General features: G+C 64.7%; 20 protein-coding genes. 5 read left to right on the top strand and 15 right to left on the bottom strand.

The window, feature by feature from the left end; genetic code table 11:
* Positions 1-12 precede the first annotated feature (12 nt).
* Positions 13-1416, top strand: coding sequence for a mannose-1-phosphate guanylyltransferase/mannose-6-phosphate isomerase (locus OC373_RS10275; RefSeq protein ID WP_261997655.1), 1404 nt, complete (start codon positions 13-15; stop codon positions 1414-1416).
* 137 nt (positions 1417-1553) lie between these two features.
* On the opposite strand, the gene rfbD is transcribed toward OC373_RS10275, so the two are convergent.
* The 4 genes from rfbD to rfbB are packed head-to-tail and all read right to left on the bottom strand — an operon-like array spanning position 1554 to position 4969.
* Complete coding sequence (gene rfbD, locus OC373_RS10270) at positions 1554-2444, bottom strand: dTDP-4-dehydrorhamnose reductase (RefSeq protein ID WP_070426570.1); 891 nt, start codon at positions 2442-2444, stop codon at positions 1554-1556.
* Positions 2441-2998, bottom strand: a complete 558-nt coding sequence (rfbC, locus tag OC373_RS10265) for a dTDP-4-dehydrorhamnose 3,5-epimerase (protein ID WP_070426569.1) — start codon at positions 2996-2998, stop codon at positions 2441-2443. Before rfbC ends, rfbD begins: the two co-directional genes overlap by 4 nt.
* Entirely contained in the window at positions 2995-3882 is an 888-nt protein-coding gene (gene rfbA, locus OC373_RS10260) for a glucose-1-phosphate thymidylyltransferase RfbA (protein WP_070426568.1), read from the bottom strand. The genes rfbC and rfbA overlap by 4 nt, the downstream gene beginning before the upstream one ends.
* Before the next feature lie 31 nt (positions 3883-3913).
* On the bottom strand, positions 3914-4969 hold the full coding sequence (rfbB, locus tag OC373_RS10255; protein ID WP_070426567.1) for a dTDP-glucose 4,6-dehydratase: 1056 nt from the start codon (positions 4967-4969) through the stop codon (positions 3914-3916).
* Between the two features lie 260 nt (positions 4970-5229).
* On the opposite strand from rfbB, the gene OC373_RS10250 reads away from it, so the two are divergent.
* The 4 genes from OC373_RS10250 to OC373_RS10235 all read left to right on the top strand — a co-directional run bounded on the left by OC373_RS10250 (position 5230) and on the right by OC373_RS10235 (position 8737).
* Positions 5230-5976: an electron transfer flavoprotein subunit beta/FixA family protein gene (locus tag OC373_RS10250; RefSeq protein ID WP_070426566.1), complete on the top strand. Its 747-nt coding sequence runs from the start codon at positions 5230-5232 to the stop codon at positions 5974-5976.
* A complete protein-coding gene (locus OC373_RS10245; RefSeq protein WP_261997654.1) occupies positions 5976-6917 on the top strand; it encodes an electron transfer flavoprotein subunit alpha/FixB family protein in 942 nt (313 codons plus the stop codon). The genes OC373_RS10250 and OC373_RS10245 overlap by 1 nt, the downstream gene beginning before the upstream one ends.
* A gap of 118 nt (positions 6918-7035) precedes the next feature.
* A complete protein-coding gene (locus OC373_RS10240; RefSeq protein ID WP_261997653.1) occupies positions 7036-7791 on the top strand; it encodes an NAD-dependent epimerase/dehydratase family protein in 756 nt (251 codons plus the stop codon).
* A complete protein-coding gene (locus OC373_RS10235; protein ID WP_261997652.1) occupies positions 7781-8737 on the top strand; it encodes a glycosyltransferase family 2 protein in 957 nt (318 codons plus the stop codon). The genes OC373_RS10240 and OC373_RS10235 overlap by 11 nt, the downstream gene beginning before the upstream one ends.
* A gap of 97 nt (positions 8738-8834) precedes the next feature.
* On the opposite strand, the gene OC373_RS10230 is transcribed toward OC373_RS10235, so the two are convergent.
* From OC373_RS10230 to OC373_RS10180, 11 genes are all read right to left on the bottom strand, one after another.
* Positions 8835-9671 (bottom strand): glycosyltransferase family A protein, encoded by an 837-nt coding sequence (locus tag OC373_RS10230; protein ID WP_070426564.1) that lies wholly within the window; start codon positions 9669-9671, stop codon positions 8835-8837.
* The gene (locus OC373_RS10225) at positions 9671-10138 is read right to left on the bottom strand and encodes a GtrA family protein (RefSeq protein ID WP_070426563.1); all 468 of its coding nucleotides are present in this window, start codon (positions 10136-10138) and stop codon (positions 9671-9673) included. Before OC373_RS10225 ends, OC373_RS10230 begins: the two co-directional genes overlap by 1 nt.
* Entirely contained in the window at positions 10135-12324 is a 2190-nt protein-coding gene (locus OC373_RS10220) for a hypothetical protein (protein ID WP_261997651.1), read from the bottom strand. The genes OC373_RS10225 and OC373_RS10220 overlap by 4 nt, the downstream gene beginning before the upstream one ends.
* A gap of 97 nt (positions 12325-12421) precedes the next feature.
* Entirely contained in the window at positions 12422-15982 is a 3561-nt protein-coding gene (locus OC373_RS10215; protein WP_261997650.1) for a glycosyltransferase, read from the bottom strand.
* Positions 15979-17343, bottom strand: coding sequence for an ABC transporter ATP-binding protein (locus OC373_RS10210; RefSeq protein ID WP_046273786.1), 1365 nt, complete (start codon positions 17341-17343; stop codon positions 15979-15981). The genes OC373_RS10215 and OC373_RS10210 overlap by 4 nt, the downstream gene beginning before the upstream one ends.
* Positions 17333-18127, bottom strand: a complete 795-nt coding sequence (locus OC373_RS10205) for an ABC transporter permease (protein ID WP_046273785.1) — start codon at positions 18125-18127, stop codon at positions 17333-17335. The genes OC373_RS10210 and OC373_RS10205 overlap by 11 nt, the downstream gene beginning before the upstream one ends.
* 1 nt (position 18128) lies before the next feature.
* Positions 18129-19322, bottom strand: a complete 1194-nt coding sequence (locus OC373_RS10200) for a cystathionine gamma-synthase (RefSeq protein ID WP_261997649.1) — start codon at positions 19320-19322, stop codon at positions 18129-18131.
* Positions 19323-19440: 118 nt separating this feature from the next.
* Positions 19441-20811 (bottom strand): pyridoxal-phosphate dependent enzyme, encoded by a 1371-nt coding sequence (locus tag OC373_RS10195; RefSeq protein WP_019182592.1) that lies wholly within the window; start codon positions 20809-20811, stop codon positions 19441-19443.
* Positions 20812-21003: 192 nt separating this feature from the next.
* Entirely contained in the window at positions 21004-21222 is a 219-nt protein-coding gene (locus tag OC373_RS10190; RefSeq protein WP_019182593.1) for a YdcH family protein, read from the bottom strand.
* Between the two features lie 364 nt (positions 21223-21586).
* Complete coding sequence (locus tag OC373_RS10185; protein WP_237393598.1) at positions 21587-22420, bottom strand: hypothetical protein; 834 nt, start codon at positions 22418-22420, stop codon at positions 21587-21589.
* Positions 22421-22482: 62 nt separating this feature from the next.
* Positions 22483-22866 carry a DUF4398 domain-containing protein gene (locus OC373_RS10180; RefSeq protein WP_070426558.1) on the bottom strand — a complete coding sequence of 128 codons (384 nt, stop codon included), beginning with the start codon at positions 22864-22866 and terminating at the stop codon, positions 22483-22485.
* Between the last annotated feature and the right edge of the window lie 34 nt (positions 22867-22900).

Below are 22900 nucleotides of genomic sequence, written 5' to 3'. Positions count from 1 at the left end.
GAATACCCCACCATGCAGAACCTTCTTCCCGTCATCCTTTCCGGTGGTTCCGGCCCCCGCCTGTGGCCGCTGTCGCGCGAGTCCTACCCCAAGCAGTTCCTGGCCCTGGCCGGCGAACAGACCATGCTGCAGGCGACCTGGCAGCGCGTGGCCCAGATCGCCGGCCGCGCGCCGCTGATCGTCGCCAACGAGGAACACCGCTTCGTGGCCGCCGAGCAGCTGCAGCAGCTGGGCGTGCAGCCGCAGGCGATCCTGCTGGAGCCGGTCGGCCGCAATACCGCACCTGCCATCGCGGTGGCGGCGCTGGAAGCGACCCGTGATGGCGATGATGCGCTGCTGCTGGTGCTTCCTTCAGACCACGTGATTGCCGACGAGAATGCGTTCCGCGCTGCGGTGCTGCGTGCGGTGCCGGCCGCGGAGTCCGGCAAGCTGGTGACCTTCGGCATCGTGCCGACCGGCCCGGAAACCGGCTATGGCTACATCAAGGCGGCCTCCGGCGGCGATGTCCGTGCCGTGGACCGGTTTGTCGAGAAGCCGGATGCACAGACCGCGACCGCTTACGTGCAGTCGGGCGAATACTTCTGGAACAGCGGCATGTTCCTGTTCAAGGCATCCCGATTCCTGGCCGAGCTGGAGACGTTCCACCCCGCCATGCTGGCCGGCAGCCGCACCGCCTGGCAGCAGGCGCGTCGTGACAGCGATTTCACCCGCCTGGACAAGGACGCCTTCGCCGCCGTGCCGTCGGATTCCATCGACTATGCAGTGATGGAAAAGACCGCTGATGCCGTGGTCGTGCCGCTGGATGCCGGCTGGAACGATGTGGGCTCGTGGACCGCGCTGCGTGATGTATCCGAACAGGATGGGAATGGCAACGCGCACCACGGCGATGTGATCGCGATCGATTGCCGCAACACCTTCGCCTACGGCGAGCGGCTGATCGCCCTGGTCGGCCTGGACGATGTGATCGTGGTGGAAACCGATGATGCGGTGATGGTCGGCAAGAGCGACCGCATGCAGGAGATCAAGCAGGTGGTCGCGCAGATCAAGGCCGATGGGCGCCCCGAAGCAACCTGGCACCGCAAGGTGTACCGCCCCTGGGGCGCGTACGACTCGATCGACAATGGTGCCCGCTTCCAAGTCAAGCGCATCACCGTCAAGCCGGGTGCAACGCTGAGCCTGCAGATGCACCACCACCGTGCCGAGCACTGGATCGTGGTCAGCGGCACGGCCGAAGTGACCCGCGGCGAGGAAGTGCTGCTACTCACCGAGAACCAGAGCACGTACATTCCGCTGGGCGTGACCCATCGCCTGAAGAACCCGGGCAAGCTGCCGCTGGAACTGATCGAAGTGCAGTCTGGCAGCTATCTGGGCGAGGACGATATCGTGCGGTTCGAGGACACGTACGGCCGTACCTGATCGACGGTAGGCAGATAAACAGAAAACCCGGCCAAGGCCGGGTTTTTTTATTGCGGGTAGAGCCACGCCATGCGTGGCTGCCCTGCCTGGGATCCTGACACCGCGTCAGCCACGCATGGCGTGGCTCCACGTCTGGCTCAACAGTCTGCGATGACCCGCTTCAGGCCGTCCTGCCAGCTCGGCAGCACGACGCCGAAGTCCTGCTCCAGCTTCGCCACATCCAGGTGCGAATAGGCGGGGCGCTTGGCCGGCGTCGGGTACTCGGCCGTAGTGATCGCCTCGACTTTCGGCGCCCGCGGCAGCACGCCTGTTGCCACCGCCTCCGCAAAGATCGCCTCGGCAAAGCCGTGCCAGCTGGTCTCGCCCTTGGCGGTCAGGTGCCACGTGCCCGACAGTGCGCCGTCGTGCCGCAGCGCCTGCGCGGTCACATCGGCAATCAACGCTGCCGGCGTCGGCGTACCGACCTGATCAGCCACCACACGCAGGACGTCGCGCTCGGCCCCTACCCGCAGCATCGTGCGCAGGAAGTTGGCGCTGTGCGAGGCGTATACCCAGGCCGTGCGGAAGATCAGGTGGCGTCCACCGGCCGCACGGATGGCCTGCTCACCGGCCAGCTTGCTGGCGCCATACACGCCCAGCGGGGCGGTCGCATCGTCTTCCCGGTACGGGCGCGTGCCCTGCCCGTCGAACACGTAATCGGTGGAGTAATGCACCAATGGGACGCCGGCCTGCGCGCACCACTGCGCCAGCACGCCCGGCGCTTCTGCATTGGCGCGGAACGCGGCATCGCGGTCGCCCTCGGCGCGGTCGACCGCCGTGTAAGCGGCGGCATTGACCACCACCGTCGGCTGGACGCGGTCCAGCAATGCGGCCAGCGAGGCGGGCTGGTCGAAGTCGGCCACTTCGCACGCGCTGCCGTCGGGCAGCGCGCCGCTGCGCGTGGTCGCCACGATCGTCCCCAGCGGAGCCAGCGCGCGTTGCAGTTCCTGGCCAAGCTGGCCATTGGCCCCCAGCAGCAGGATCGTCACGGCTGGTAGACCGGCAGGCGGTCCTCGGCGATGTCCTTCAGGAACGGCGCGGACTCGTCCTTGGCCGACAGCGTGGGTGCGCTGATCGGCCAGTCGACGGCGATGTCGGCATCGTTCCAGCGGACGCCCGCGTCGAAGTCCTTCAGGTACACCTCGGTGCACAGATAGCTGAAGATCGCGCGTTCGGAGAGCACGGCGAAACCGTGCGCGAAGCCTTCCGGAATCCAGAACTGCTTTTTGTTCTCCGCGCTCAGCACCACGGCGGCCCACTGGCCGAAGGTCGGCGAGCCGCGACGGATGTCCACGGCCACGTCGTAGACTTCGCCTTCAAGCACGCTGACCAGCTTGCCCTGTGGCCGCGGCCACTGATAGTGCAGGCCGCGCAGCACGCCCTTGGACGAGCTGGAGACGTTGCTCTGTACGAATCTGCTCGGCAGCCCGTGCTCGGCGAAACGCTCGGCGTTCCAGGTCTCGAAGAAGAACCCGCGCTCGTCGCCAAAGACGGCAGGCTCGATCACCACGCAACCGGGCAGCTTGGTTTCGACAATCTTCACGGCACTACTCCTCGCACAGCCAGCGTGTGCAGGTACTGGCCGTAGCCGTTCTTGATCAACGGCGCTGCCAGCTTCTCCAGCTGCTCGGCATTGATCCAGCCCTGGCCGAAGGCGATTTCTTCCGGGCAGCAGACCTGCAGGCCCTGGCGGGTCTGGATGGTCTCGATGAAGTTGGAGGCTTCCAGCAGCGACTGGTGGGTACCGGTATCCAGCCACGCATAGCCACGACCCAGCGCTTCCAGATGCAGGTTGCCCTCGCGCAGGTAACGCTGGTTGAGGTCGGTGATTTCCAGCTCGCCACGCGGCGAGGGCTTCAGTTCGGCGGCGTAATCGCTGGCGTTGCCGTCGTAGAAGTACAGCCCGGTGACGGCATAGTTCGACCGCGGCTTCTCCGGCTTCTCGACCAGGTCGATGACCTTGCCGGCGGCGTCGAATTCGGCCACGCCGTAGCGCTCCGGATCATTGACCCAGTAACCGAACACCGTGGCACCGGTATCGCGCTGGTCGGCATTGCGCAGCACCTCACGCAGGCCATGGCCGTGGAAGATGTTGTCGCCCAGCACCAGGCAGCTCGGCTTGCCGCCGATGAACTCCTTGCCGATCAGGTAGGCCTGCGCCAGCCCGTCCGGACTCGGCTGCACGGCGTACTCGATGTTCATGCCCCACTGCGAGCCATCGCCGAGCAGGCTCTGGAACAGCGCCTGCTCGTGCGGCGTGTTGATGATCAGCACGTCGCGGATCCCGGCCAGCATCAGCACGCTGAGCGGGTAATAGATCATCGGCTTGTCGTACACGGGCAGCAGCTGCTTGCTGACGCCCTTGGTGATCGGATACAGGCGCGTGCCCGAACCACCCGCGAGGATGATGCCCTTGCGTTGAGTCATGCGGTTGTCCTCTGTCTGGTGATCACCGCACTCAGGCGGTGGTGCCGATGCGCTGCAGGCGGTAGCTGCCGTCGAGTACGCCGTTGACCCAGTCCTGGTTGTCCAGGTACCAGTCCACGGTGAAGCCGATGCCCTGCTCGAAGGTGTGCTTCGGCTCCCAGCCCAGCTGGTCCTTCAACTTGCTGGCATCGATCGCGTAGCGGCGGTCATGCCCCGGACGGTCGGCGACGTAGGTGATCTGGCTGCTGCGCGGCTGGCCATCCTCACGCGGGCGGCGTGCATCGAGCAGTGCGCAGATCGCCTGCACCACTTCGATGTTCTGCTTCTCGGAGTTGCCGCCGACGTTGTAGGTCTCGCCGACCTGGCCCTTGGCCAGCACGGTGCGGATCGCTTCGCAGTGGTCGCTCACGAACAGCCAGTCGCGCACCTGCTTGCCATCGCCGTAGACCGGCAGCGGTTCGCCGGCCAGGGCCTTGGCGATCACCAGCGGAATCAGCTTCTCGGGGAAGTGGTACGGGCCGTAGTTGTTGGAGCAGTTGGTGGTCAGCACCGGCAGCCCGTAGGTGTGGTGGAACGCACGCACCAGATGGTCCGAGGCCGCCTTGGACGCCGAGTACGGCGAGTTCGGCGCATACGGGGTGGTCTCGCTGAACTTGCCGGTCTCGCCGAGGGTGCCGTAGACCTCATCGGTGGATACGTGCAGGAAGCGGAACGCCTGGCCCTTGTCGGCCGGCAGCGCCTTCCAGTAATCGCGCACGGCTTCCAGCAGGGCCAGGGTGCCGACCACGTTGGTCTGGATGAACGCGCCCGGGCCGTCGATGGAACGGTCCACGTGGCTTTCGGCGGCGAAGTTCAGCACCGCATCGGGCTGGTGCTCGGCCAGCAGGCGCGATACCAGCGCCTGGTCGCCGATGTCGCCCTCGACGAACACGTGGTCCGGATTGCCCTCAAGCGTGGCCAGGGTCTTGAGGTTGCCCGCGTAGGTCAGCGCATCGAGGTTGATGACGCGCACGCCTTTGGCGACCGCTTCGAGGACAAAGTTACCGCCAATGAATCCGGCTCCGCCGGTGACAAGCCATGTGGGCACTACCCATTCTCCTGTTCGATATGCGCGCAGGGGCCTGATGGCGCCCCGACTCAGCGCCACAGGATACATGGCGGCCGTCTTCACGACTGCCCGCGCAGTGTGAACGACAGACCTCACCCCGCAATTTCATGTCGCAATGCAGCATAACCATACGCATTCGCATGGTCCCCCCGGGCCAGTTAGAATCGCGGTCCCACCCCCGAACCGGTTGCTACTCAAAGAACCGGACGTTCTCCCGTTATTGAAGGATCCAGCACCAGATGAAAATCCTCGTCGCGTACAAGCGCGTGGTGGACTACAACGTCCGCATTCAGGTCAAGCCGGACGGTTCCGGCGTGGTCACCGACGGCGTCAAGCTGTCCCCCAACCCGTTCGATGAAATCGCCCTGGAAGAAGCGCTGCGCCTGCGCGACAAGGGCATCGCCACCGAGGTCGTGGTCGCCACGATCGCACCGGCCGATGCCCAGGCGCACCTGCGCAACGGCCTGGCCATGGGCGCCAACCGCGCCATCCATGTCGTGACCGACCAGGCGATCCAGCCGCTGACGGCCGCCCGCACCCTGCTCAAGCTGGTCGAGAAGGAACAGCCGGACCTGGTGATCCTCGGCAAGCAGGCCATCGACGACGATGCCAACCAGACCGGCCAGATGCTGGCCACGCTGTGGGGGCGCCCGCAGGCGACCTTCGCCAGCAAGCTGGAGATCGCCGACGGCAAGGCCACGGTGACCCGTGAAGTCGACGCCGGCCTGGAAACGCTGGAAGTCGACCTGCCGGCCGTGGTCACCACGGACCTGCGCCTGAACGAGCCGCGCTTCATCAAGCTGCCCGACATCATGAAGGCCAAGGCCAAGCCGCTGGAAACCCTGCAGCTGGCCGACCTCGGCGTTGAAGCCGCCGATACCTTCAAGACCACCCAGTACGCCGCGCCGGTCAAGCGCAGCAAGGGCGTGATGGTCAAGGACGCGGCCGAACTGGTCGCTGCACTCAAGCAGAAGGGGTTGCTGTAATGACCAAGATCCTCGTTGTCGCTGAACACCACGACGGCAAGCTCAACGCCGCCACCGCCAAGACCGTCAGTGCGGCCGCTGCGATCAGCGGCGCCAGCATCGATGTGCTGGTGCTGGCCGCCGACGCGACCGCAGCCGCCGCTGAAGCAGCGCAGCTGGCCGGCGTCGCCAAGGTGCTGACCGTGACCAACGCCGCCAACGCGCAGGCGCTGGCCCAGGTCCTGGCCCCGCAGATCGCGCAGCTGGCCACCGGCTACACCCACGTGTTCGGCCCCTCCACCACCTTCGGCAAGGACCTGATGCCGTGCGTGGCCGCCCTGCTGGGCGTCAACCAGGTCTCCGACCTGATGACCGTCGAAGGCAGCCACACCTTCAAGCGCCCGATCTATGCGGGCAACGCCATCATCACCGTCGAGGTGCCGGCCGACCAGATCGTGGTCGCCACCGTGCGCGCTGCCTCGTGGCCGGAAGCGGCCAAGGGCGGCACCGCCTCCGTGGAAGCGGCCAACGTGGATGCGGCCCTGCCGAGCCACACCCGCTTCATCGGCCTGGCCGCCGGCGCGACCGACCGACCGGACCTGCAGAGCGCCAAGCGCGTGGTCTCCGGCGGCCGTGGCGTGGGTTCGGAAGAGAACTTCAAGGTGATCTTCCAGCTCGCCGACAAGCTCGGCGCCGCCGTGGGTGCCTCGCGCGCCGCCGTGGACGCCGGCTATGTGCCGAGCGACCTGCAGGTGGGCCAGACCGGCAAGATCATCTCGCCGGAGCTGTACGTGGCCGTGGGCATCAGCGGTGCCATCCAGCATCTGACCGGGATCAAGGACGCCGGCACCATCGTGGCGATCAACAAGGATCCGGACTCGCCGATCTTTGAGATCGCCGATATCGGCCTGGTGGGCGACCTGTTCACCCTGCTGCCGGAGCTGGAAGCGGCGCTGGGCTGAGCCCGCCCCGCAGGGCGTGATGGCCTCGTCCCTCACGCCCTGCCTCTTTCCGCGGGCCGTCCAGGCCGCGTAAGGTAAGCCCCCCGGGTGGCCACAGCGCTGCCACCGGCCGCCCAGCATGGACGTGATTCGATATGCCCGTACCTTTCCGCCACTGCCTACCGACCGGGGACCTGCGATGATCGTCGGTTCGGGACTGGTGGCCCGAGCGTTCACGCCCCTGTTCGCAGACGACGCAAGAACCGTCATATTCGCCTCCGGGGTCTCCAACTCCAGCGAAACAGATCCGGCCGCCTTCGCACGCGAGCGTGCCATGCTGGCGCAGTACCTGGCCGGCGACATCACCCGGCTGGTCTATTTCGGCAGCTGCAATGTGGTCAACCCGCTGCAGGACTCCCCCTATTTCCGTCACAAACGTGCCATGGAAGCGCTGGTCGCCGCGCATCCGGCCGGTATCGTGCTGCGCCTTCCGCAGGTGGTCGGGCATACCCGCAATCCGAACACCCTCACCAACTTCCTGCGTGACCGCATCCTGGCCGGCGATCCGGTGACCGTCTGGACACGCGCCTGCCGCAATCTGATCGATATCGACGACGTCGTCCGCATCGCCGCGCAGCTGCTTTCCGGCGCGGGACCGGTGCCCAAGGTGGTCTCGATCGCATCCCCATGGTCGCTGCCGATGACGGAGATCGTGAGCCTGTTCGAGTCCGTACTGGGACGCCGCGCGCAGGTCATCGCGGTGGACAGGGGTGAGGAGATGGTGATTGATACCGCGCTGGCCGAGCGCACGGCGCGCGACATCGGGCTGGATTTTGGTCCAGACTACCCTCTCCGCGTGATCCACAAGTACTACGGCCAGCCCCATGAATCCTGAAATCTCCGTCGTCATACCTGTCTATGGCAGCGCTGGCATCCTGCCCAACCTGGTGGCCAGACTGGAGGAGACACTGTTCCCGGCGTTCGGGGACGGCGGCTTTGAAGTCATTCTGGTGCATGACGCCGGCCCCGATGACGCATGGTCCGTCATCGTGCAGCAGGCCCAGGCACGCCCTTGGCTGCGTGGCCTGGATCTACGACGAAACGCAGGGCAGCACAATGCGATCATGGCGGGGTTGGGCATAGCGCGCGGTCGATACATCGTGACGATGGACGACGACCTCCAGCACGACCCTGCCGACATTCCTCGGATCGTCGCCAAACTGCGTGAAGGCGCAGACCTGTGCTACGCGCAGTTCCCGGAAAAGCAGCACGCGCTATGGAAGCGGCTCGGCAGCCGCTTCAACGACATGGTTGCCGCGCGCCTGCTCAAGAAGCCAAAGGGCCTGTACCTCTCTCCGTTCCGCGGATTCGTCCGCGAACTCGGCGAAGAGGCACGGAGGTACAACGGACCGTTTGTCTACCTTGATGGGCTGCTGATCCAGAGCACCAGCCACAAACGCATCGCAACAGTCACCGCGCAGCACCATGCACGTGGGGATGGGCAGTCCGGTTACAGCTTCAGCAAGTCCATCTCGCTGTGGTTGCAGATGGCCACCAGCTTCTCGATCGTTCCGCTGAGGTTCGTATCCCTCGCAGGTATCTTGGCCTCGTGCATCGCCTTTCTGCTTGCGATCATCGTCCTGTGGCAGAAACTGCACTCCCCCCAGGTTGCTGTCGGGTGGCCTTCGCTGATCATCACCATTCTCTTCATGGGCGGTCTGCAGTTGCTGGCGTTGGGTGCGATTGGCGAGTACACCGGCAGAATCCTGCTGAACATCAATAATCGCCCCCAGTACATCATCGGCGAAACCGCCAACGTGGATGACGCGCCAGAGAGCTGAGCGCGTTGACGTTGCCGGCGGAACGTCGTCACTGCGCCCCTGGAGAGCAAGCAGGTCATCCGCTCATCCCTCAGGGGCTTCACTCCGGCAACCGGCCTCAACCGGCCTGCATTCGGCGACCCAGCCAGACATAGGTCAAGCGGCGCGCATGGGCCATCAAGCGCGCCTTGAGATTCCCCACGCGAAGCGTCAGGCCTGGCAACAGCGTGGGATCTGCCGCAGCCAACGCGTTGTGGAATGCGATGGCCTGATTCGCCTGTTCATGCATCAGACGCACGCTCCACTGCCCGGCGTTGATCCTGAAGCTGGCCAGACTTTCGCGTAGCGCCACCATGTCCCCCTGCAGCATCACGCTGGTGTAGCTTGCCTGATCGATGAGGTAGGGGTGACTGTTGTCCCACCCGCTGGCAGGCAGCAGCTCGCGCCGGAACATCACGCACCCGGGCTCGCCGAACAGATTTGTTCCGGCCATCACCGAAGCGCGCACGGCGTCACGGCCCGAGACCAGGCCATTGAGAGCGCCGAGCCCACGGGCACCGATCACCACCTTCCCCTGTGCGTCGATGAGATCCCGCTTACAGGCGACGAACACCGCAGAAGGGTGGGCATCAAGCGCGGCGACCTGCTTGCTGAGCGCATCCGGTGCGATGAGGTCGTCACCACACACCAGCTTCAACAGCTCACCACGTGCGGCCTGAGTTACCCGGTCCCAGTTGGCCTTGGCACCGCCGCCCGGCGGGGTCGGTGACAGAACACGTACGCGCGGGTGCTCGGCATACTGCGCCAACAGTGTCTCGGTTCCATCAGCAGATGAATGATCGGCAATGACCAGTTCGTAATCCTGATAATCCTGCGCCAGGATCGAATCCAGGGTCTGCTGCAGGTAGTCCGCATTCTTGTAGGCAGGTACAACGACCGACACTCGAGGAGTCATCAACGTTCCTCCTTGGAACCAGGCTCCGGGCGTCGCCGGAACGAGAAATACTTGTGACCGACATAATTGAAGATCACCACGACCACCGTGATGAGGATCTGCGTCGGAATGGGGGGCAGACCCAGCACATCCGCGAGGAGTGCCAGGGCTGCCATGTTGATCATCAGACTGCCGAGGTTGACACTGGCGAAGCGGGCGAAGTCACGCCACGCATGACCTGATACCCGGAACACCAAACGGCGATAGACGAAAAACACCAGCACCAGCGACACAACCCATGCGATCACCAGGCTGGTCACGGAGGGAACGCTGGGGCCAAGCAGCAGCACCAGGCCCGCGAACAGCGCCGTGCTGAACGCTGTATTTGCTCCACCGACGATCAGGAAGAGGACGCGCTGATCCTTGAAGAAGCGCTGCAGTGGGCCGGGAGCGCCCGATCCAGCGAGCGGCGAGCGCTCACCGTTCACTGCTGTCCACCCACGGGCAGCCCGGCAAAGTAATCGGCAAAGCCGGCAGGTCGACGGATGATGACGCTATGCTTTCCCGCCGCCGGCAATGCGAATGCCGTCTGGAAGCCATTCACGGCCACCCCTGGTCGAACGTCGCCATCAACGATGGCATACCACCTGCCGTCGCTGTCTTCGTTCAAGACCAGCAAGGCAGGACCACTGGTCACCACCATCGCCTGCAGCATCACAGCCGAGTTATGCCAGGCAGCAACCGGACGCGCCGAGAATGTCCCTTCGCCAAGCGTCGTCTGCCCTACTCCCAGTCTCTCGACCGCCCTGGGGGTGGCATAGATGTGGTCGACCTGAGCGCCGTCCGCTGCCTGAAGTGATGCAGCAGGCGAAGGGACGACCGCCAGGCCACCCTCCGCAACGAAGAGACGAGGCAGCGCCGAAGGATCGTCGAGCAGCGCGTAGCGATCATCAATGGCTCGCGCGCCCTCGGTGCCTGCCGCAACCACCGTGTAGCGGACGCCATAGAGCTGGGCCACCGCAGGCTTGGGGAAGTAAAGCAGTTCGAACTTTGAACGCCGCTGTGGATTCAGGTCGCCGCGAATGCCCCGGGCACCGAGATTGGCCAGCTGGTGGCCAAGGATTTTGAAATCAGGCAGCTTCTCGCTTACGGCGACGCGGTAGTTCTCCGGACTCTCCAAGGCTGCAAACACGGCCGCCATCGAATGGCGTTGTTCTATCCGTTCGCCCCGCACGATCATCGATTGCCCCAGGCTCGGCGTCTTGGCAACGACAACCGGTACCGCAGCCGAAACAATGACGACCAAGCTCAGCAGCGCCTTGTTGATCACGACACCTCTGCTGGCCGACCACCACAACAGCGCAGCGCCCAGCAACACCGGGATTATTTGCCAATAGAACTCGCCACTGACCAGCACGCCCAGCAATGCCATGACAACAATGGCCGCTGCCGAGATCTCGGGCCACCAGATCCACTGACGCTGCTGTTTGCGGCGGATCAACGACACAAGCCGCTGCAGACACAGCGCACCCACCGGAACAGCCAGCATGACGACGTACAGCGACCACCAGTTTACTTCGCGCACCTTGTTGGCAATCGGCAACAGATACAGCAGCCAGCCGAATGCAGCAAAACAGAAGATGGCGCTGATTGCGATTGATGCAAGCAGGGCAGTAATCAGCGGCCTCGTCCTGAACAACCATGGATAGGACAGACAGGCCAGTGCAAGGGGAGCGCCCAGATAAAGGTTGCCCACCACCATGCTGTACTGATGAGCGAAGGCGAAGGGTGCAAAAACAGCCTTCCAGCCCAGCCCATGGGCCGTCAGCGCGGACAGGGGCAGTTTGTCCTTTCCGCTGATGTCCCGACCATCACCCAGCCACCGGATCGAATCGCTGTGGAAGTCCATCACCCCGGACAGGTACGGATAACAAGCGACGACGATCACCGCCGCGGCCAACGCAAGTGACGCATAGATAGGCCGAAGGTGGACGTGAGCTTCCTGCCACCCCCGCTGCCTCAGCACGACGATGCTGTAGACCGCCCCGACGATTGCCGAGCCAATGAACGCCAGCACCAGATTCTGCGCCGGCTGCGCATAGATAAGTAGCGTCACCGAGGCCGCAAGGCCGATGGCCGCCCCGGGCGCCCAACCTCGCTGGTAGATCCGCGCCTGGAAGAACAGGATCCACGGCAACCATGCCAGTGAAGCAGAAATGGGCGGCCACACTCCGACGCTCTGGAACGCAGGCAGGAAGGGAGCGACGAGGCCAACGGAGATCGCCAGCAGCTGCCGCAGGCCCAGGCAACGCCCGAGCAGATAGCTGCCGACGCCGTAGATCCCCATGTGGAGAATGAAAACCAGCTTCAGGCGATCCAGCGTATCGAGAATCGTTGAATCACTGCCCAGCCAGTTGAAATACAACGGATACAGGGGATGAAAACTCGGGCTGCCCCAGTACGACAGGCCTGCCACCAGGCCGGAGTCGTACATGCCGGCAAACAGCCCGTGCTCACCTATCGATCGACTGATGTCGAAGTACATCGGTACAAGCACGTCGTCGGCGTCCGGACCATGCAGGATCGCGATGCCGGAGAACCTTGCGACAGCAACCACCAGTACGATCACCGCCACCGTCGCCGCACCCATGAGGTTGCGCGTCGCCTTGTTCATGCCAATTTTTACTCCTGTCACATCAATTCCTGACTGATCGTCAGCCATCACACAGCGCGACATCGCGTACCCCGGCCAGCCAATGCGCCCAGGTTGGTTACAAGCGCGGCTCGATGGCCGCAGACAGTACACGCCAAAGAGCGTCGTGCGAGTAGAAGCTCCGGATGAACATCCGTTCTGCATCAGAGACCTGCCGCCAAGCCTCGTCATCACGCAGCAGCGTGACAATATGGGCCGCCATTTCCTCCGCCGCATCACCCACCGGCATGAAAGAAGACGCAGCGCCGAGGCCCTGCATGCCGATCGAGGTGGTGACACAGGGGAGACCATGCTGCAGGCTTTCCAGCACTTTCCCCTTCACGCCACCGCCGAAACGCAGCGGAGCCACCGCGACGCGTGCGTGCTGGTATCGCTGGGTCAGGACCTGATCGCTGACGTAACCGGTGACTTCGATATGCGCCGATGCCATCGCCAGGACCTCCGGCCGCGGATTGGAGCCGACCAGGCTCAACCGGACGCCGGGGACCTCACGGTGGACCAGCGGAAGGACCTCGCGAACGAACCACAACGCCGCATCGACGTTGGGCGCGTGAGCGAAACCGGCAACGAAGAGGATGCCCTCGCGGCCCTCCGGCCCGGCCATATCAGCCTCGGGCACAGGGTCATAGGCGTACAGCGGAATGGTTTCCGCACGGATGTCGACACCCGGCTCATGCTCGGCCAGCCAGCTGCGGACATGGGCCGTTTCGTCAGTGGATGGATACAGCACCACATCTGCCTGCTTCCACAGACCGTGTTCAAAATCGCGGAAGCGGCGAGTCTCTTCCTCGAGTTCACGATCCGGATGCAGCGCCAGCTGCTGCTGCATGCGCAGGTGATGGATATCGTGCCCGTAGTAGACGACCTTCGCGCGGCTGTGCCGGCGTACGCTGCCCACCAGTTCGGCCGAGATATGCGGCCGGTTCAGCACCACCGCATCAAGGTAGCCTCCGTGCTCGGTCAGCCATGCGTCGAAGCGTCCGACATACTCCGAGCCACACAGCACCTCGACGCCGAGCTGCTGCAGCGGCGGGGTATAGATCGGGTCTTCGTACGCATTGGCGGGCCAGAACGACACCTGGCAGCCTTGGCGGACGAGGGTCTGGATCACCTGCCAGGTGGCCCGTGACCCCGCATCGCGGTCCGGCTGCGGCACGTAATGGTCCACGACCAGCACGTGTCGGCGGTTGCGGGAACGGTCGCGCGCCAGGAACACATCCTGGGCATTCGGGAACTGTTCGTCGCGCAGCGTGTTTCCCCAGCGTGCCAGGAACTTCTCGCGGTTGATCGCCTGGAACGCCTTCACGCCAGTCGTTTCATCGGTGCCGCTGGACAGACCTTCGTAATGCACGACCACCGATGCCGGCTGGAGATAGACCTTCAACCCCTGTTCGCGGATCCGGAAGGCCAGGTCCGTATCTTCATAGTAGGCCGGTACGTAGCGCTCATCGAAGCCGCCGAGCGTCCGGAACAAGGTCGCCGGCAGCATGATCGATGCACCCGAGACGTAGTCCACTTCCTTCAGGTAGGAATAGGCCGCTCTGCCGGGAACATCCAGACGGCCGAAATTCCAGGCACTGCCGTCGGCCCAGACAATGCCACCGGCCTCCTGCAGCCGCCCGTCCGGATAGACGAGTTTGGAGCCGACCATGCCGGCGTCCGGGTGGGTCCGGAAGACCTGCACCAGCGCGTCCAGCCAGCCGGGTGTCACTTCGGTGTCGTTGTTGAGAAGGTAGATGAACTCGCCCTTGGCCAGGGTCAAGGACTGATTGCATGACAGCAGGAAGCCGAGGTTCGTCGGGTTGTCGTGGAACCGCAGGCCCGGAATCCGGGCGAGCTTCTTGATGTCCTGATCGCCGGAAGCATCCTCCAGGACCAGCACCTCGAACGACACCTCCGCACCGGCACGGGCGATCGATGCGACGCACGCCAGGCTCTGTTCGTAATTGCCGTAGGTGGGGATGACGATACTGACCACCGGCGCTTCGACCGGCTCGAAACGCAGGTCCTGCAGCGCCTGGTCGGGATTCTGGAGAATCTGATCCAGCTTGAGGCCCTCTACCGGAACCACGACAGCGTCCCGGCGACGCATCAAGAACCGCTTTATCGTCGGCACCAGGGGCGCGAGCAGGCGATGCCGTGCCAGGCCAGTGGCACGCAGTGAATTCAACACCGCATCGCTGTCACCCCGCACGACACGGGACAGGAACCGCAGCGGCCGCGTGACCTTCCACGATTTCGACTGCAACAACGTGCTGGTGAACGCCTGCAGCGACGACAACTCACCACGATAGCGCTGCACGACGTCGGCCAGTTCCTGTTCGCGCCGACGATCAGCGGTCACGTCCGCGGCGGGCGATTCAGTGGGTACTCCCCCCGCCGAGGCCATCAACTGGCCGATATCAAGGTGATGCCTGTGGAGGTCATCCCGTGCGCTGCCCAGGAGAGTGGACAGTTCGACTTCCAGCTGGATCTTCGCTTCCCACAGCGCCGCGATGGCGCTTTCAAGCCGGCGGGCGTGATCGCGCTCGGCGCTCAGCACATTCTGCGCGTGCGCCAGGTTGCGCTCGAGGACTTCAGCATGATGCTGCTGTTGCTGAAGCTCAATCCCCCGTGAGTTCATCCATTGGCGCTGATGTTCGAGCTCCCCTGCGAGGCTCTCGACCGTCTGTCGCTGCCGCTCGAATTCGCCTGCGAGCTTCTCCAGCGCGTTCTGCTGCTGGGACAGGTGCCCGTGCAACGACCCGACCTCGGCCTGCTCGCGCTGCACGTGACCGCGCAACGACGCGACCTCGGCCTGCTCACGCTGCACGTGACCGCGCAACGACGCGATTTCCGCATCCTGCGCCTTCGCCCACCGGGCCACTTCATGATGATGGTTGTAAAGATCTTCGCCTTCGGCATACAGCACCGAGGCAGGCAGCACCGGGATCAGCCCACGGTCCGCCGCGGCGATAGCCACGAAGTAGACCGCGGCCGGCATGTGCGCCACGCGCTGCTCCACGCGTTCGCCGGTATCGGCCAACGCCTGGAACACCTGCTGTTCCGGCGCGCCATCCAGGGGCGTGATCGTGGAGCAGACCGCCATCCGGTGGCCGGACAGTTCCACTGCCGGGAAGTACTTCTCCAGCAGGGCCTGGAACTCGTTGAGATAGAGCTCCTTGACGTGATAATCGTTGTGGTAGCCAGCCTGGTCGGAGTAGACCTCCTTGTTCGGCGAGGACATGACCAGAATGCCGTCCGGGCGCAGCACGCGCCGGATCTCGGCCATCATTTCATCCTGCTCCAGCAGGTGCTCGATGGTCTCGAAGGACACCACGACATCCACGCTGTCATCGGCAAGCGGAATGGCCGCTGCCGAACCCTGCAGATACTGCAGGTTGCCGAGCGCGGCATACCGCTCGGCAGCATGGTTCACTGCATCGTGGGAAATATCCACGCCGCGCACCGAGCGCGCTTTGGAGGCCAGCATGGCGCTGCCATAGCCTTCGCCACTGGCGACATCGAGCACGTCCTTGCCTTCCACCAGCGGCAGGCACCACGCATAGCGATGCAGGTGTTCCTGCCTGATCACGCCGTGCTCAGTGGGCACAAAGCGCTCGCCGGTAAACTCGATCATCGCGACTCCTTGGAAACTTCAATGGACAGCATCGGCAACCCGATCAGGCCGAACCGCATGGTTTCATCCAGCGCGCGGAACTCCAGCGCGTCGTGGATCCAATGCTGCTGTGTATGGTCGTGCTGGTCGCCTGAGGCCACGGCAACATCGACCATGTAGGAACCGGACGGCATGATCGGCATCCGGAAGACGAATGCCCCCACCACGGTCTCGCCCGCCTCGCCGGACACGGGCGCATCCTTGCAGGCGAAGTAACTGTTGTCGCCGAACAGGCGCTGGCCCAGTCGATCCTTCACGTAGAAGCCGACGATCAGGTTGTCCAGGGTTTCGCGCAGGGCGACCCGCACCTCCAGGCGCACCAGCTCGCCGCCTTCCAGGATCGACAGCGGCGTGCCTTCGGCATCGGTCATGCGCACATCGACAATGCGCGCACCGTCAGCACCGAACTCCTGGCCCACATTCTCCGGATCGAACTCGAAGAGCGCGATGCGATTCTGCACGCCCGCGTCATTGAAGGCGTCCTGGCGGAAATCGGCATGATCGGTCGACAGCCGGCGGGGCTTCTTCTTCGCCGCCACGACGATGTCTTCGGCCGCTGCTTCGCGCCGGCCGACGACGTGCTGTTCGGTCATGTAGGCCTCGACCACCTCCTGCGAGGTCCCGGCCAGGCGCATCTTGCCGTTCTCCAGCCATACCGCGTTCTCGCAGAGGTTGGTGACGGCCGCGGCATCGTGGCTCACGAACAGCAGGGTGCCGTGTTTCTGGAACTCGCGCAGGAAACGCATGCACTTCTGCGAGAAGAACGCATCACCGACCGCAAGCGCCTCATCGATGATCAGGATGTCTGCGTCCACATGCGCGATCACCGCGAACGCCAGGCGCACGGACATGCCGCTGGAGTAACTGCGTACCGGCTGATCGATGAACTCGCCGATGTCGGCGAACGCCAGGATGCTTTCCATCCGCTGCTCGATCTGCTCACGGCGCAACCCGAGGATGGTGGCGTTGAGCAGGACGTTCTCGCGCCCGGTGAACTCCGGGTTGAAGCCGCTGCCCAGTTCCAGCAGGGCTGCTACGCGCCCCTTGACCGAGATATGGCCTTCGGTGGGGTTCAAGGTGCCGGCGATCATCTGCAGCAGGGTCGATTTGCCTGAGCCGTTGCGACCGACGATACCCACGGTCTGGCCACGACGGATCGAGAAGCTGACCCCGCGCAACGCCCAGAAATCCTTGTAGAACGACTTGCGCTTGCCGGCCAGCGCCTGCCACAGGCGATGCGAGGGCCGCTCGTACATGTGGTACGCCTTGCCGACGCCCTGGACCTCGATGACGGTTTCCGCCGGAGTGATTTCAGAGGACATCGGCGAACCCCACGCGCAGCTTGGTGAAAATGCGATGCCCGATGAATGCGATCGCGCAGGCAATCACGGTATAGATCGCCAATCCGGTCCAATCCGGCAGACGGCCCCAGATCACCACTTCACGCACCTGGTTGATGATGAAGGTCAGCGGATTGAGTTCGAACACGATGCGGTAGCTCTCCGGCACCGATTCGACCGGGATGATGGCCGACGACAGGAACAGCATGGCGGTGGCGACGACGCCGGCGATCTGCCCGATGTCGCGCAGGTACACGCCCAGCGCCGATACCGCCCAGCCCACGCCCACGGTCAGGATCACCAGGGGTGCCAGCACCACCGGCAGCAGCAGCGCGGTGGGATGGATGTTGCCCTTCACGCACACGTACAGGATCAGCAGCACCACCATGTTCATGGCGAGGTGGAATAACGCCGAGAACGTCATGCTCCAGACCAGGATGTCCAGCGGGAACACCACGCGCTTCACATAGCCGGTATTGCCCACGATCAGCTGCGGTGCGCGGATGAAGCATTCGGCGAAGAACCCGTGCACGGTGAGGCCGGCAAACAGGATCAGGGCGAAATCCGTGGTGGAACCACTCGAACCGGGCCAGCGCCCCTTCATCACGAAGCCGAAGGCCAGCGTGTAGACCAGCAACATCAGGAATGGACTGATCAACGACCACAGCAGACCGAAGCTCGCGCCACGGTACCGGCCCAGCACTTCGCGCTGGGTCAGTTCGTAGGCAAGCGAGCGGTTCTTTCCGAATACCGACAGGATGCCCATCTCAAGCGGCCTCGGCACCCAGGGCCCGCTCCAGATCCACCTGCAGATCCCCCAGTTCCTCCACCCCCACGCTCAGCCGCACCAGCGCATCGCTGATCCCCAGCTTCTCGCGGCGCTCGACCGGGATCGAGGCATGCGTCATCACCGAAGGATGGTTGACCAGGCTTTCCACGCCACCCAGCGACTCGGCCAGGGTGAACAGTTCGGTCTTCTCGCAGAAACGCTTGGCTGCATCGAACCCGCCCTTGAGGACGATCGAGACGATGCCGCCGTAGCCGTTCATCTGGCGCGTCGCCAGTTCGTGCTGCGGGTGCGAGGTCAGGCCGGGGTAGATGACCTTCTCGACGGCCGGGTGCTTTTCCAGCCACTGCGCCAGGGCCAGCGCGTTGGCGCAATGCGCCTTCATGCGCAGCGGCAGGGTCTTCAGGCCGCGCAGGGCCAGGAAGCTGTCGAAGGGCCCCTGCACGGCGCCGATGGAGTTCTGAAGGAAGGCCATCTGCTCGGCCAGTTCGGCATTGTCGCCGACCACGACCATGCCGCCGACCATGTCCGAGTGCCCGTTGAGGTACTTGGTGGCCGAGTGCAGGACCAGGTCCGCGCCCTGCTCCAGCGGGCGCTGCAGCATCGGCGAGGCGAAGGTGTTGTCGACCACCACCAGCAGGTTGTGGCGCTTGGCGATCGCCGCCACTGCCGCGATGTCCACGATCTTGAGCATCGGGTTGGTCGGGGTCTCGATCCAGACCATCCTGGTCTGCGGGGTGATCGAGGCTTCGAACGCGGCCAGGTCGGTCAGATCGACGAAGCTGAACTGCAGGCCGGCGGTACGCTTACGCACGCGCTCGAACAGGCGGAAGGTGCCGCCGTAGATGTCGTCCATCGCCACCACGTGGCTGCCGGCATCCAGCAGTTCCATCACCGTGGAGCTGGCGGCCATGCCCGAGGCGAACGCGTAGCCGCGGCTGCCGCCTTCCAGGGAGGCCACGCAACGCTCGTAGGCGAAGCGGGTGGGATTGTGGGTACGCGAGTACTCGAAGCCCTGGTGCTCACCGGGGCTGGACTGGGCGTAGGTGGAGGTCGCGTAGATCGGCGGCATCACCGCGCCGGTGCTCGGGTCCGGCGATTGGCCGCCGTGGATGGCCAGGGTAGCCAGGGCGAGCGAGCGGTCGCCGTGCCCGGAAGAAGCGTGATCGGACATGTTGTTTCCCAGCAAGAGGAGCCCCCAAGGGGCCCCCGCAAAAGGAGCGGAAGTCTATCAGCGGTGGCTTAATCGGCCGTTGACGCGGATAAACATGGGTTCATTGCGACACTACGGCTTACTGTACGCGGCGACGCAGGTAGTTCAGCAGGTCGATCCGGGTTATCAGGCCAAGGAAATTGGCGCCGTCCATCACGATGGCCACCTGGCCACGGTCGAACACCGGCAGCAGGGCCTCGATCGGGGATTTCACGTCCAGGCGGTCCAGCTTGCTGACCATCGCGGTGGCCACCGGGTCGCGGAAACGGGCTTCATCGCCGTAGACATGCAGCAGCACGTCGCTTTCATCCACGATGCCGACCAGCTGGTCGCCGTCCATCACCGGCAGCTGCGACACGTCATACAGCTTCATGCGCTGGTAGGCGGTGGTCAGCAGGTCGTTCGGGCCGATCACGACAGTGTCGCGCTGGCCGTACGGGCGCAGGATCAGGTCGCGCAGGTCGCCCGACTGCGGGCGCTCCAAGAAGCCGTTGTCCAGCATCCAGTAGTCGTTGTACATCTTGGACAGGTACTTGTTGCCGGTGTCGCAGACCAGCACCAGCACCTTCTTCGGGGTGGTCTGCTCCTTGCAGTACTTCAGCGCCGCGGCCAGCAGGGTGCCGGTGGAGGACCCGCCGAGGATGCCTTCCTTGCCCAGCAGTTCACGGGCGGTGTGGAAGCTCTCGGCATCGCTGATCGCGTAGGCCTTGGTGACGCGGCTGAAATCGGCGATCGAGGGCAGGAAGTCTTCGCCGATGCCTTCCACCAGCCAGCTGCCCGACTTGTCGTTGAGCACGCCATCATTGATGTACTCGGCCAGGATCGAGCCGACCGGATCGGCCAGGACCAGCTCGGTCTTCGGCGAGAGGGTGGCGAAGGCGCGCGACAGGCCGGTCATGGTGCCCGAGCTGCCACAGCCGAACACGATCGCGTCCAGGTCGCCGTCCATCTGCGCCAGGATTTCCGGGCCGGTGCCGAATTCGTGCGCGGCCGGGTTGTCCGGGTTGCCGAACTGGTTGATGAAGTACGCGCCGGGGGTTTCCTCGGCCACGCGCTTGGCCATGTCCTGGTAGTACTCCGGGTGGCCCTTGGCCACGTCCGAACGGGTCAGGCGCACTTCGGCACCCATCGCCTTGAGGTTGAAGATCTTCTCGCGGCTCATCTTGTCCGGCACGACCAGGATCAGCTTGTAGCCCTTCTGCTGGGCGACCAGCGCCAGGCCCAGGCCGGTGTTGCCGGCGGTGCCCTCGACCAGGGTCGCGCCCGGCTTGAGGTCGCCACGCTTCTCGGCGGCTTCGATCATCGACAGGCCGATGCGGTCCTTGATCGATCCTCCGGGATTGGCACTCTCGAGCTTCAGGTAAAGCTCGCAGACCCCCGTATCCAGGCGCTGGGCCTTGACGATCGGGGTCTGGCCAATGAGTTCGAGTACGGAGGAGTGGATTGCCATCGGTTCACATCGATTCGCGCCGCAATGCGGCCGGACCGGTGATTATCCGACGGTTGGCGGCGAAAGTCAGGTTGCCGCGTTCATCAGCCTTGCGGCCGGTTTGCCGCTGCGGGAACGGACCCGGAGCGGCGCGGACGGCACCGGTCGACGAGGAGACCGGAACCGCCCGCGACGTAGGGTGGCAAGAGGGGGTCAGTGCACGGGGGAGGCGTACATCCGTTCCAGTTTCTGCTTGGCCAGCAGCTTTTCACGCTTCATCTGTCCCAGGGTGAGGCTGTCTATCGGGAGCACACCCAGCTCGGCATCCATGCACTTCTTGTTCAACTTCTGGTGCCGTTCGTAAAGCGCCTTGAATTCGGGATCCTGCTTGCGCCGTGCGTCGATATCGCTCTGGGGCTGACCTTCAAACATGATGAACCTCCTATCGCTTCTGCAGAAACAAGAACGCCCCGGCCTGACGGCACGGGGCGCTGCTTGGGGCGGAGTGCCGGGCAACCGTGACCTGCGAACCCGCGGCGGCGTCCAGTGCGTACTGGACCTGCGACTGCTGTGATTCGTGGCGCTGGTGCATTGCCGGCCCTCCAATCGTCCAGGCCGCGGAAGGCGACCCGGACAACTGACCCTACGCTTGCTTCGGAACCGGTTCAACCCTTTCAAACGATATCGTCGACCGCGCCTAGGCGGGGTTCAGGCTGAACGCGCAGAACAACGGAAATTAAACAAAAACAACCAGTTGCGTCATGACCCGTGGTCATGACGCAACACCGGCCCGGCATCAGGGCGCGATGATGACTTCCGCCGAACGGGCCTTGGTCGCCGCGGCCTTCTTGCCGCTGACCTGCAGCCGGCTGGCACTGACACCGGCGGCCACGAGTGCATCGCGCAGCGCCTCGGCACGCTGCTGGCCGACGCCGGCGGCCGCGTCATAGGCTTCGATCCGGACCCGGCCCTTCTTGCCGATGTTCAGGTACTCGGCCAGCGCCTTGGCCTGGCCCTTGGCCCCGCCGGACAGGCTGCCCTTGCCGGCGGCAAAGGCGTCGCCGCTGAAGGTGAACACTTCCCCGCGGGATTCGAACTTCGAGCCCGGCAGCTTGCTGCCCGACACCAGCTCGGCTTCTTCACGGGCCAGCTTGGCGGCATTCTGCTGGGCCGCACTCAGGCGCGCGGTCTGCTTGCCGGCCACGCTGGTCAGCGCGGTTTCGGCGTCCTGGCGGGCCAACGCTTCCTGCTCGGCCGCCTGGCGCAGGCGCTCGCTTTCCTCGGCCTGGATCTGAGCCTGCACGCGCAGGCGCTCGGCTTCCTGGCGCGCCCGCTGGGCATCGCGGCGGCTGGCTTCGATCAACAGCTCGCTGCGGGTGCGCTCGAGCTGGTCGACCTCACGCTGGGCCAACGCGGCACGGACGCTGGTCTCGGCGATCTCGACCCGGCGCTCGGCCAGGTAACGGGCCTGGTCCAGATCCCGGCGCTTGGCCTTGGCCAGATCCGCCACGGCCTGCTGGGCCTGCAGGCGCTCGAAGGCGGCCAGCTGGGCGGCATCCGGGTTGGCCTGGATCGCCATCAGGCGCTGGGTGAGCTGGGCCACCGCCGGGTCATCGGCGGCCTGGGCCATCAGCGGCAGGCTGAGGCTGGCGGCCAGCAGCAGGCAGGGCATGCGCATCTTGGTGGAGAGCATCAGCGGTCTTCCCCGGTGGCGAGCTGGCGCTGCAGCTGGGTGACTTCATTGCGGCGCAGCTGCAGCTGGGCCGTAGCGGTGGCTTCCTCGCTGCGGGCGCGGGCCAGGTCGGCGTCGACCGTGGCGCGAACGGCCAGCATCGGCGCGTTCTTGCGCTCGCGGCGGTCACCGGCGGCGCGCTGGGCCTGCTCCAGGCCCTGCCGGGCCACGGCGATCAGGTCCGGGGCGTACTGGTCGGCATCGGCCTGGGTGGCCTTGTCGACCGCCTGCCGGGCCTGCATCAGTTCCAGCGCGCCATCCTGCGCCTGTACGGCACCAGAGAGCGCGAATGCGCACACCGTCACATACAGGGCCCGTCGTATTTGTGCGAAGCTAGGTTTCATTGGGGGTGCCGTCGCCAGAGTTGTGTGCGCGGCC

This window comes from Stenotrophomonas sp. Ste96, assembly GCF_024519495.1.
Classification (GTDB): Bacteria; Pseudomonadota; Gammaproteobacteria; order Xanthomonadales; family Xanthomonadaceae; genus Stenotrophomonas; species Stenotrophomonas bentonitica_A.
Note: the sequence above shows the minus strand (reverse complement) of the source record. Positions and strands in the feature narration are given on the sequence as shown.

What these genes read in the sequence shown, in the direction of transcription:
- OC373_RS10205 (WP_046273785.1), bottom strand. Translation starts at nt 18,127, where the DNA reads ATGGGCATCCTGTCGGTATTCGGAAAGAACCGCTCGCTTGCCTACGAA.
- OC373_RS10215 (WP_261997650.1), bottom strand. Translation starts at nt 15,982, where the DNA reads ATGATCGAGTTTACCGGCGAGCGCTTTGTGCCCACTGAGCACGGCGTG.
- OC373_RS10185 (WP_237393598.1), bottom strand. Translation starts at nt 22,420, where the DNA reads ATGGCCCAGGCCGCCGATGACCCGGCGGTGGCCCAGCTCACCCAGCGC.
- OC373_RS10245 (WP_261997654.1), top strand. Translation starts at nt 5,976, where the DNA reads ATGACCAAGATCCTCGTTGTCGCTGAACACCACGACGGCAAGCTCAAC.
- OC373_RS10220 (WP_261997651.1), bottom strand. Translation starts at nt 12,324, where the DNA reads ATGAACAAGGCGACGCGCAACCTCATGGGTGCGGCGACGGTGGCGGTG.
- OC373_RS10200 (WP_261997649.1), bottom strand. Translation starts at nt 19,322, where the DNA reads ATGTCCGATCACGCTTCTTCCGGGCACGGCGACCGCTCGCTCGCCCTG.
- OC373_RS10195 (WP_019182592.1), bottom strand. Translation starts at nt 20,811, where the DNA reads ATGGCAATCCACTCCTCCGTACTCGAACTCATTGGCCAGACCCCGATC.
- OC373_RS10240 (WP_261997653.1), top strand. Translation starts at nt 7,036, where the DNA reads ATGGACGTGATTCGATATGCCCGTACCTTTCCGCCACTGCCTACCGAC.
- OC373_RS10210 (WP_046273786.1), bottom strand. Translation starts at nt 17,343, where the DNA reads ATGTCCTCTGAAATCACTCCGGCGGAAACCGTCATCGAGGTCCAGGGC.
- OC373_RS10230 (WP_070426564.1), bottom strand. Translation starts at nt 9,671, where the DNA reads ATGACTCCTCGAGTGTCGGTCGTTGTACCTGCCTACAAGAATGCGGAC.
- OC373_RS10235 (WP_261997652.1), top strand. Translation starts at nt 7,781, where the DNA reads ATGAATCCTGAAATCTCCGTCGTCATACCTGTCTATGGCAGCGCTGGC.
- OC373_RS10180 (WP_070426558.1), bottom strand. Translation starts at nt 22,866, where the DNA reads ATGAAACCTAGCTTCGCACAAATACGACGGGCCCTGTATGTGACGGTG.
- OC373_RS10190 (WP_019182593.1), bottom strand. Translation starts at nt 21,222, where the DNA reads ATGTTTGAAGGTCAGCCCCAGAGCGATATCGACGCACGGCGCAAGCAG.
- OC373_RS10275 (WP_261997655.1), top strand. Translation starts at nt 13, where the DNA reads ATGCAGAACCTTCTTCCCGTCATCCTTTCCGGTGGTTCCGGCCCCCGC.
- rfbA (WP_070426568.1), bottom strand. Translation starts at nt 3,882, where the DNA reads ATGACTCAACGCAAGGGCATCATCCTCGCGGGTGGTTCGGGCACGCGC.
- OC373_RS10250 (WP_070426566.1), top strand. Translation starts at nt 5,230, where the DNA reads ATGAAAATCCTCGTCGCGTACAAGCGCGTGGTGGACTACAACGTCCGC.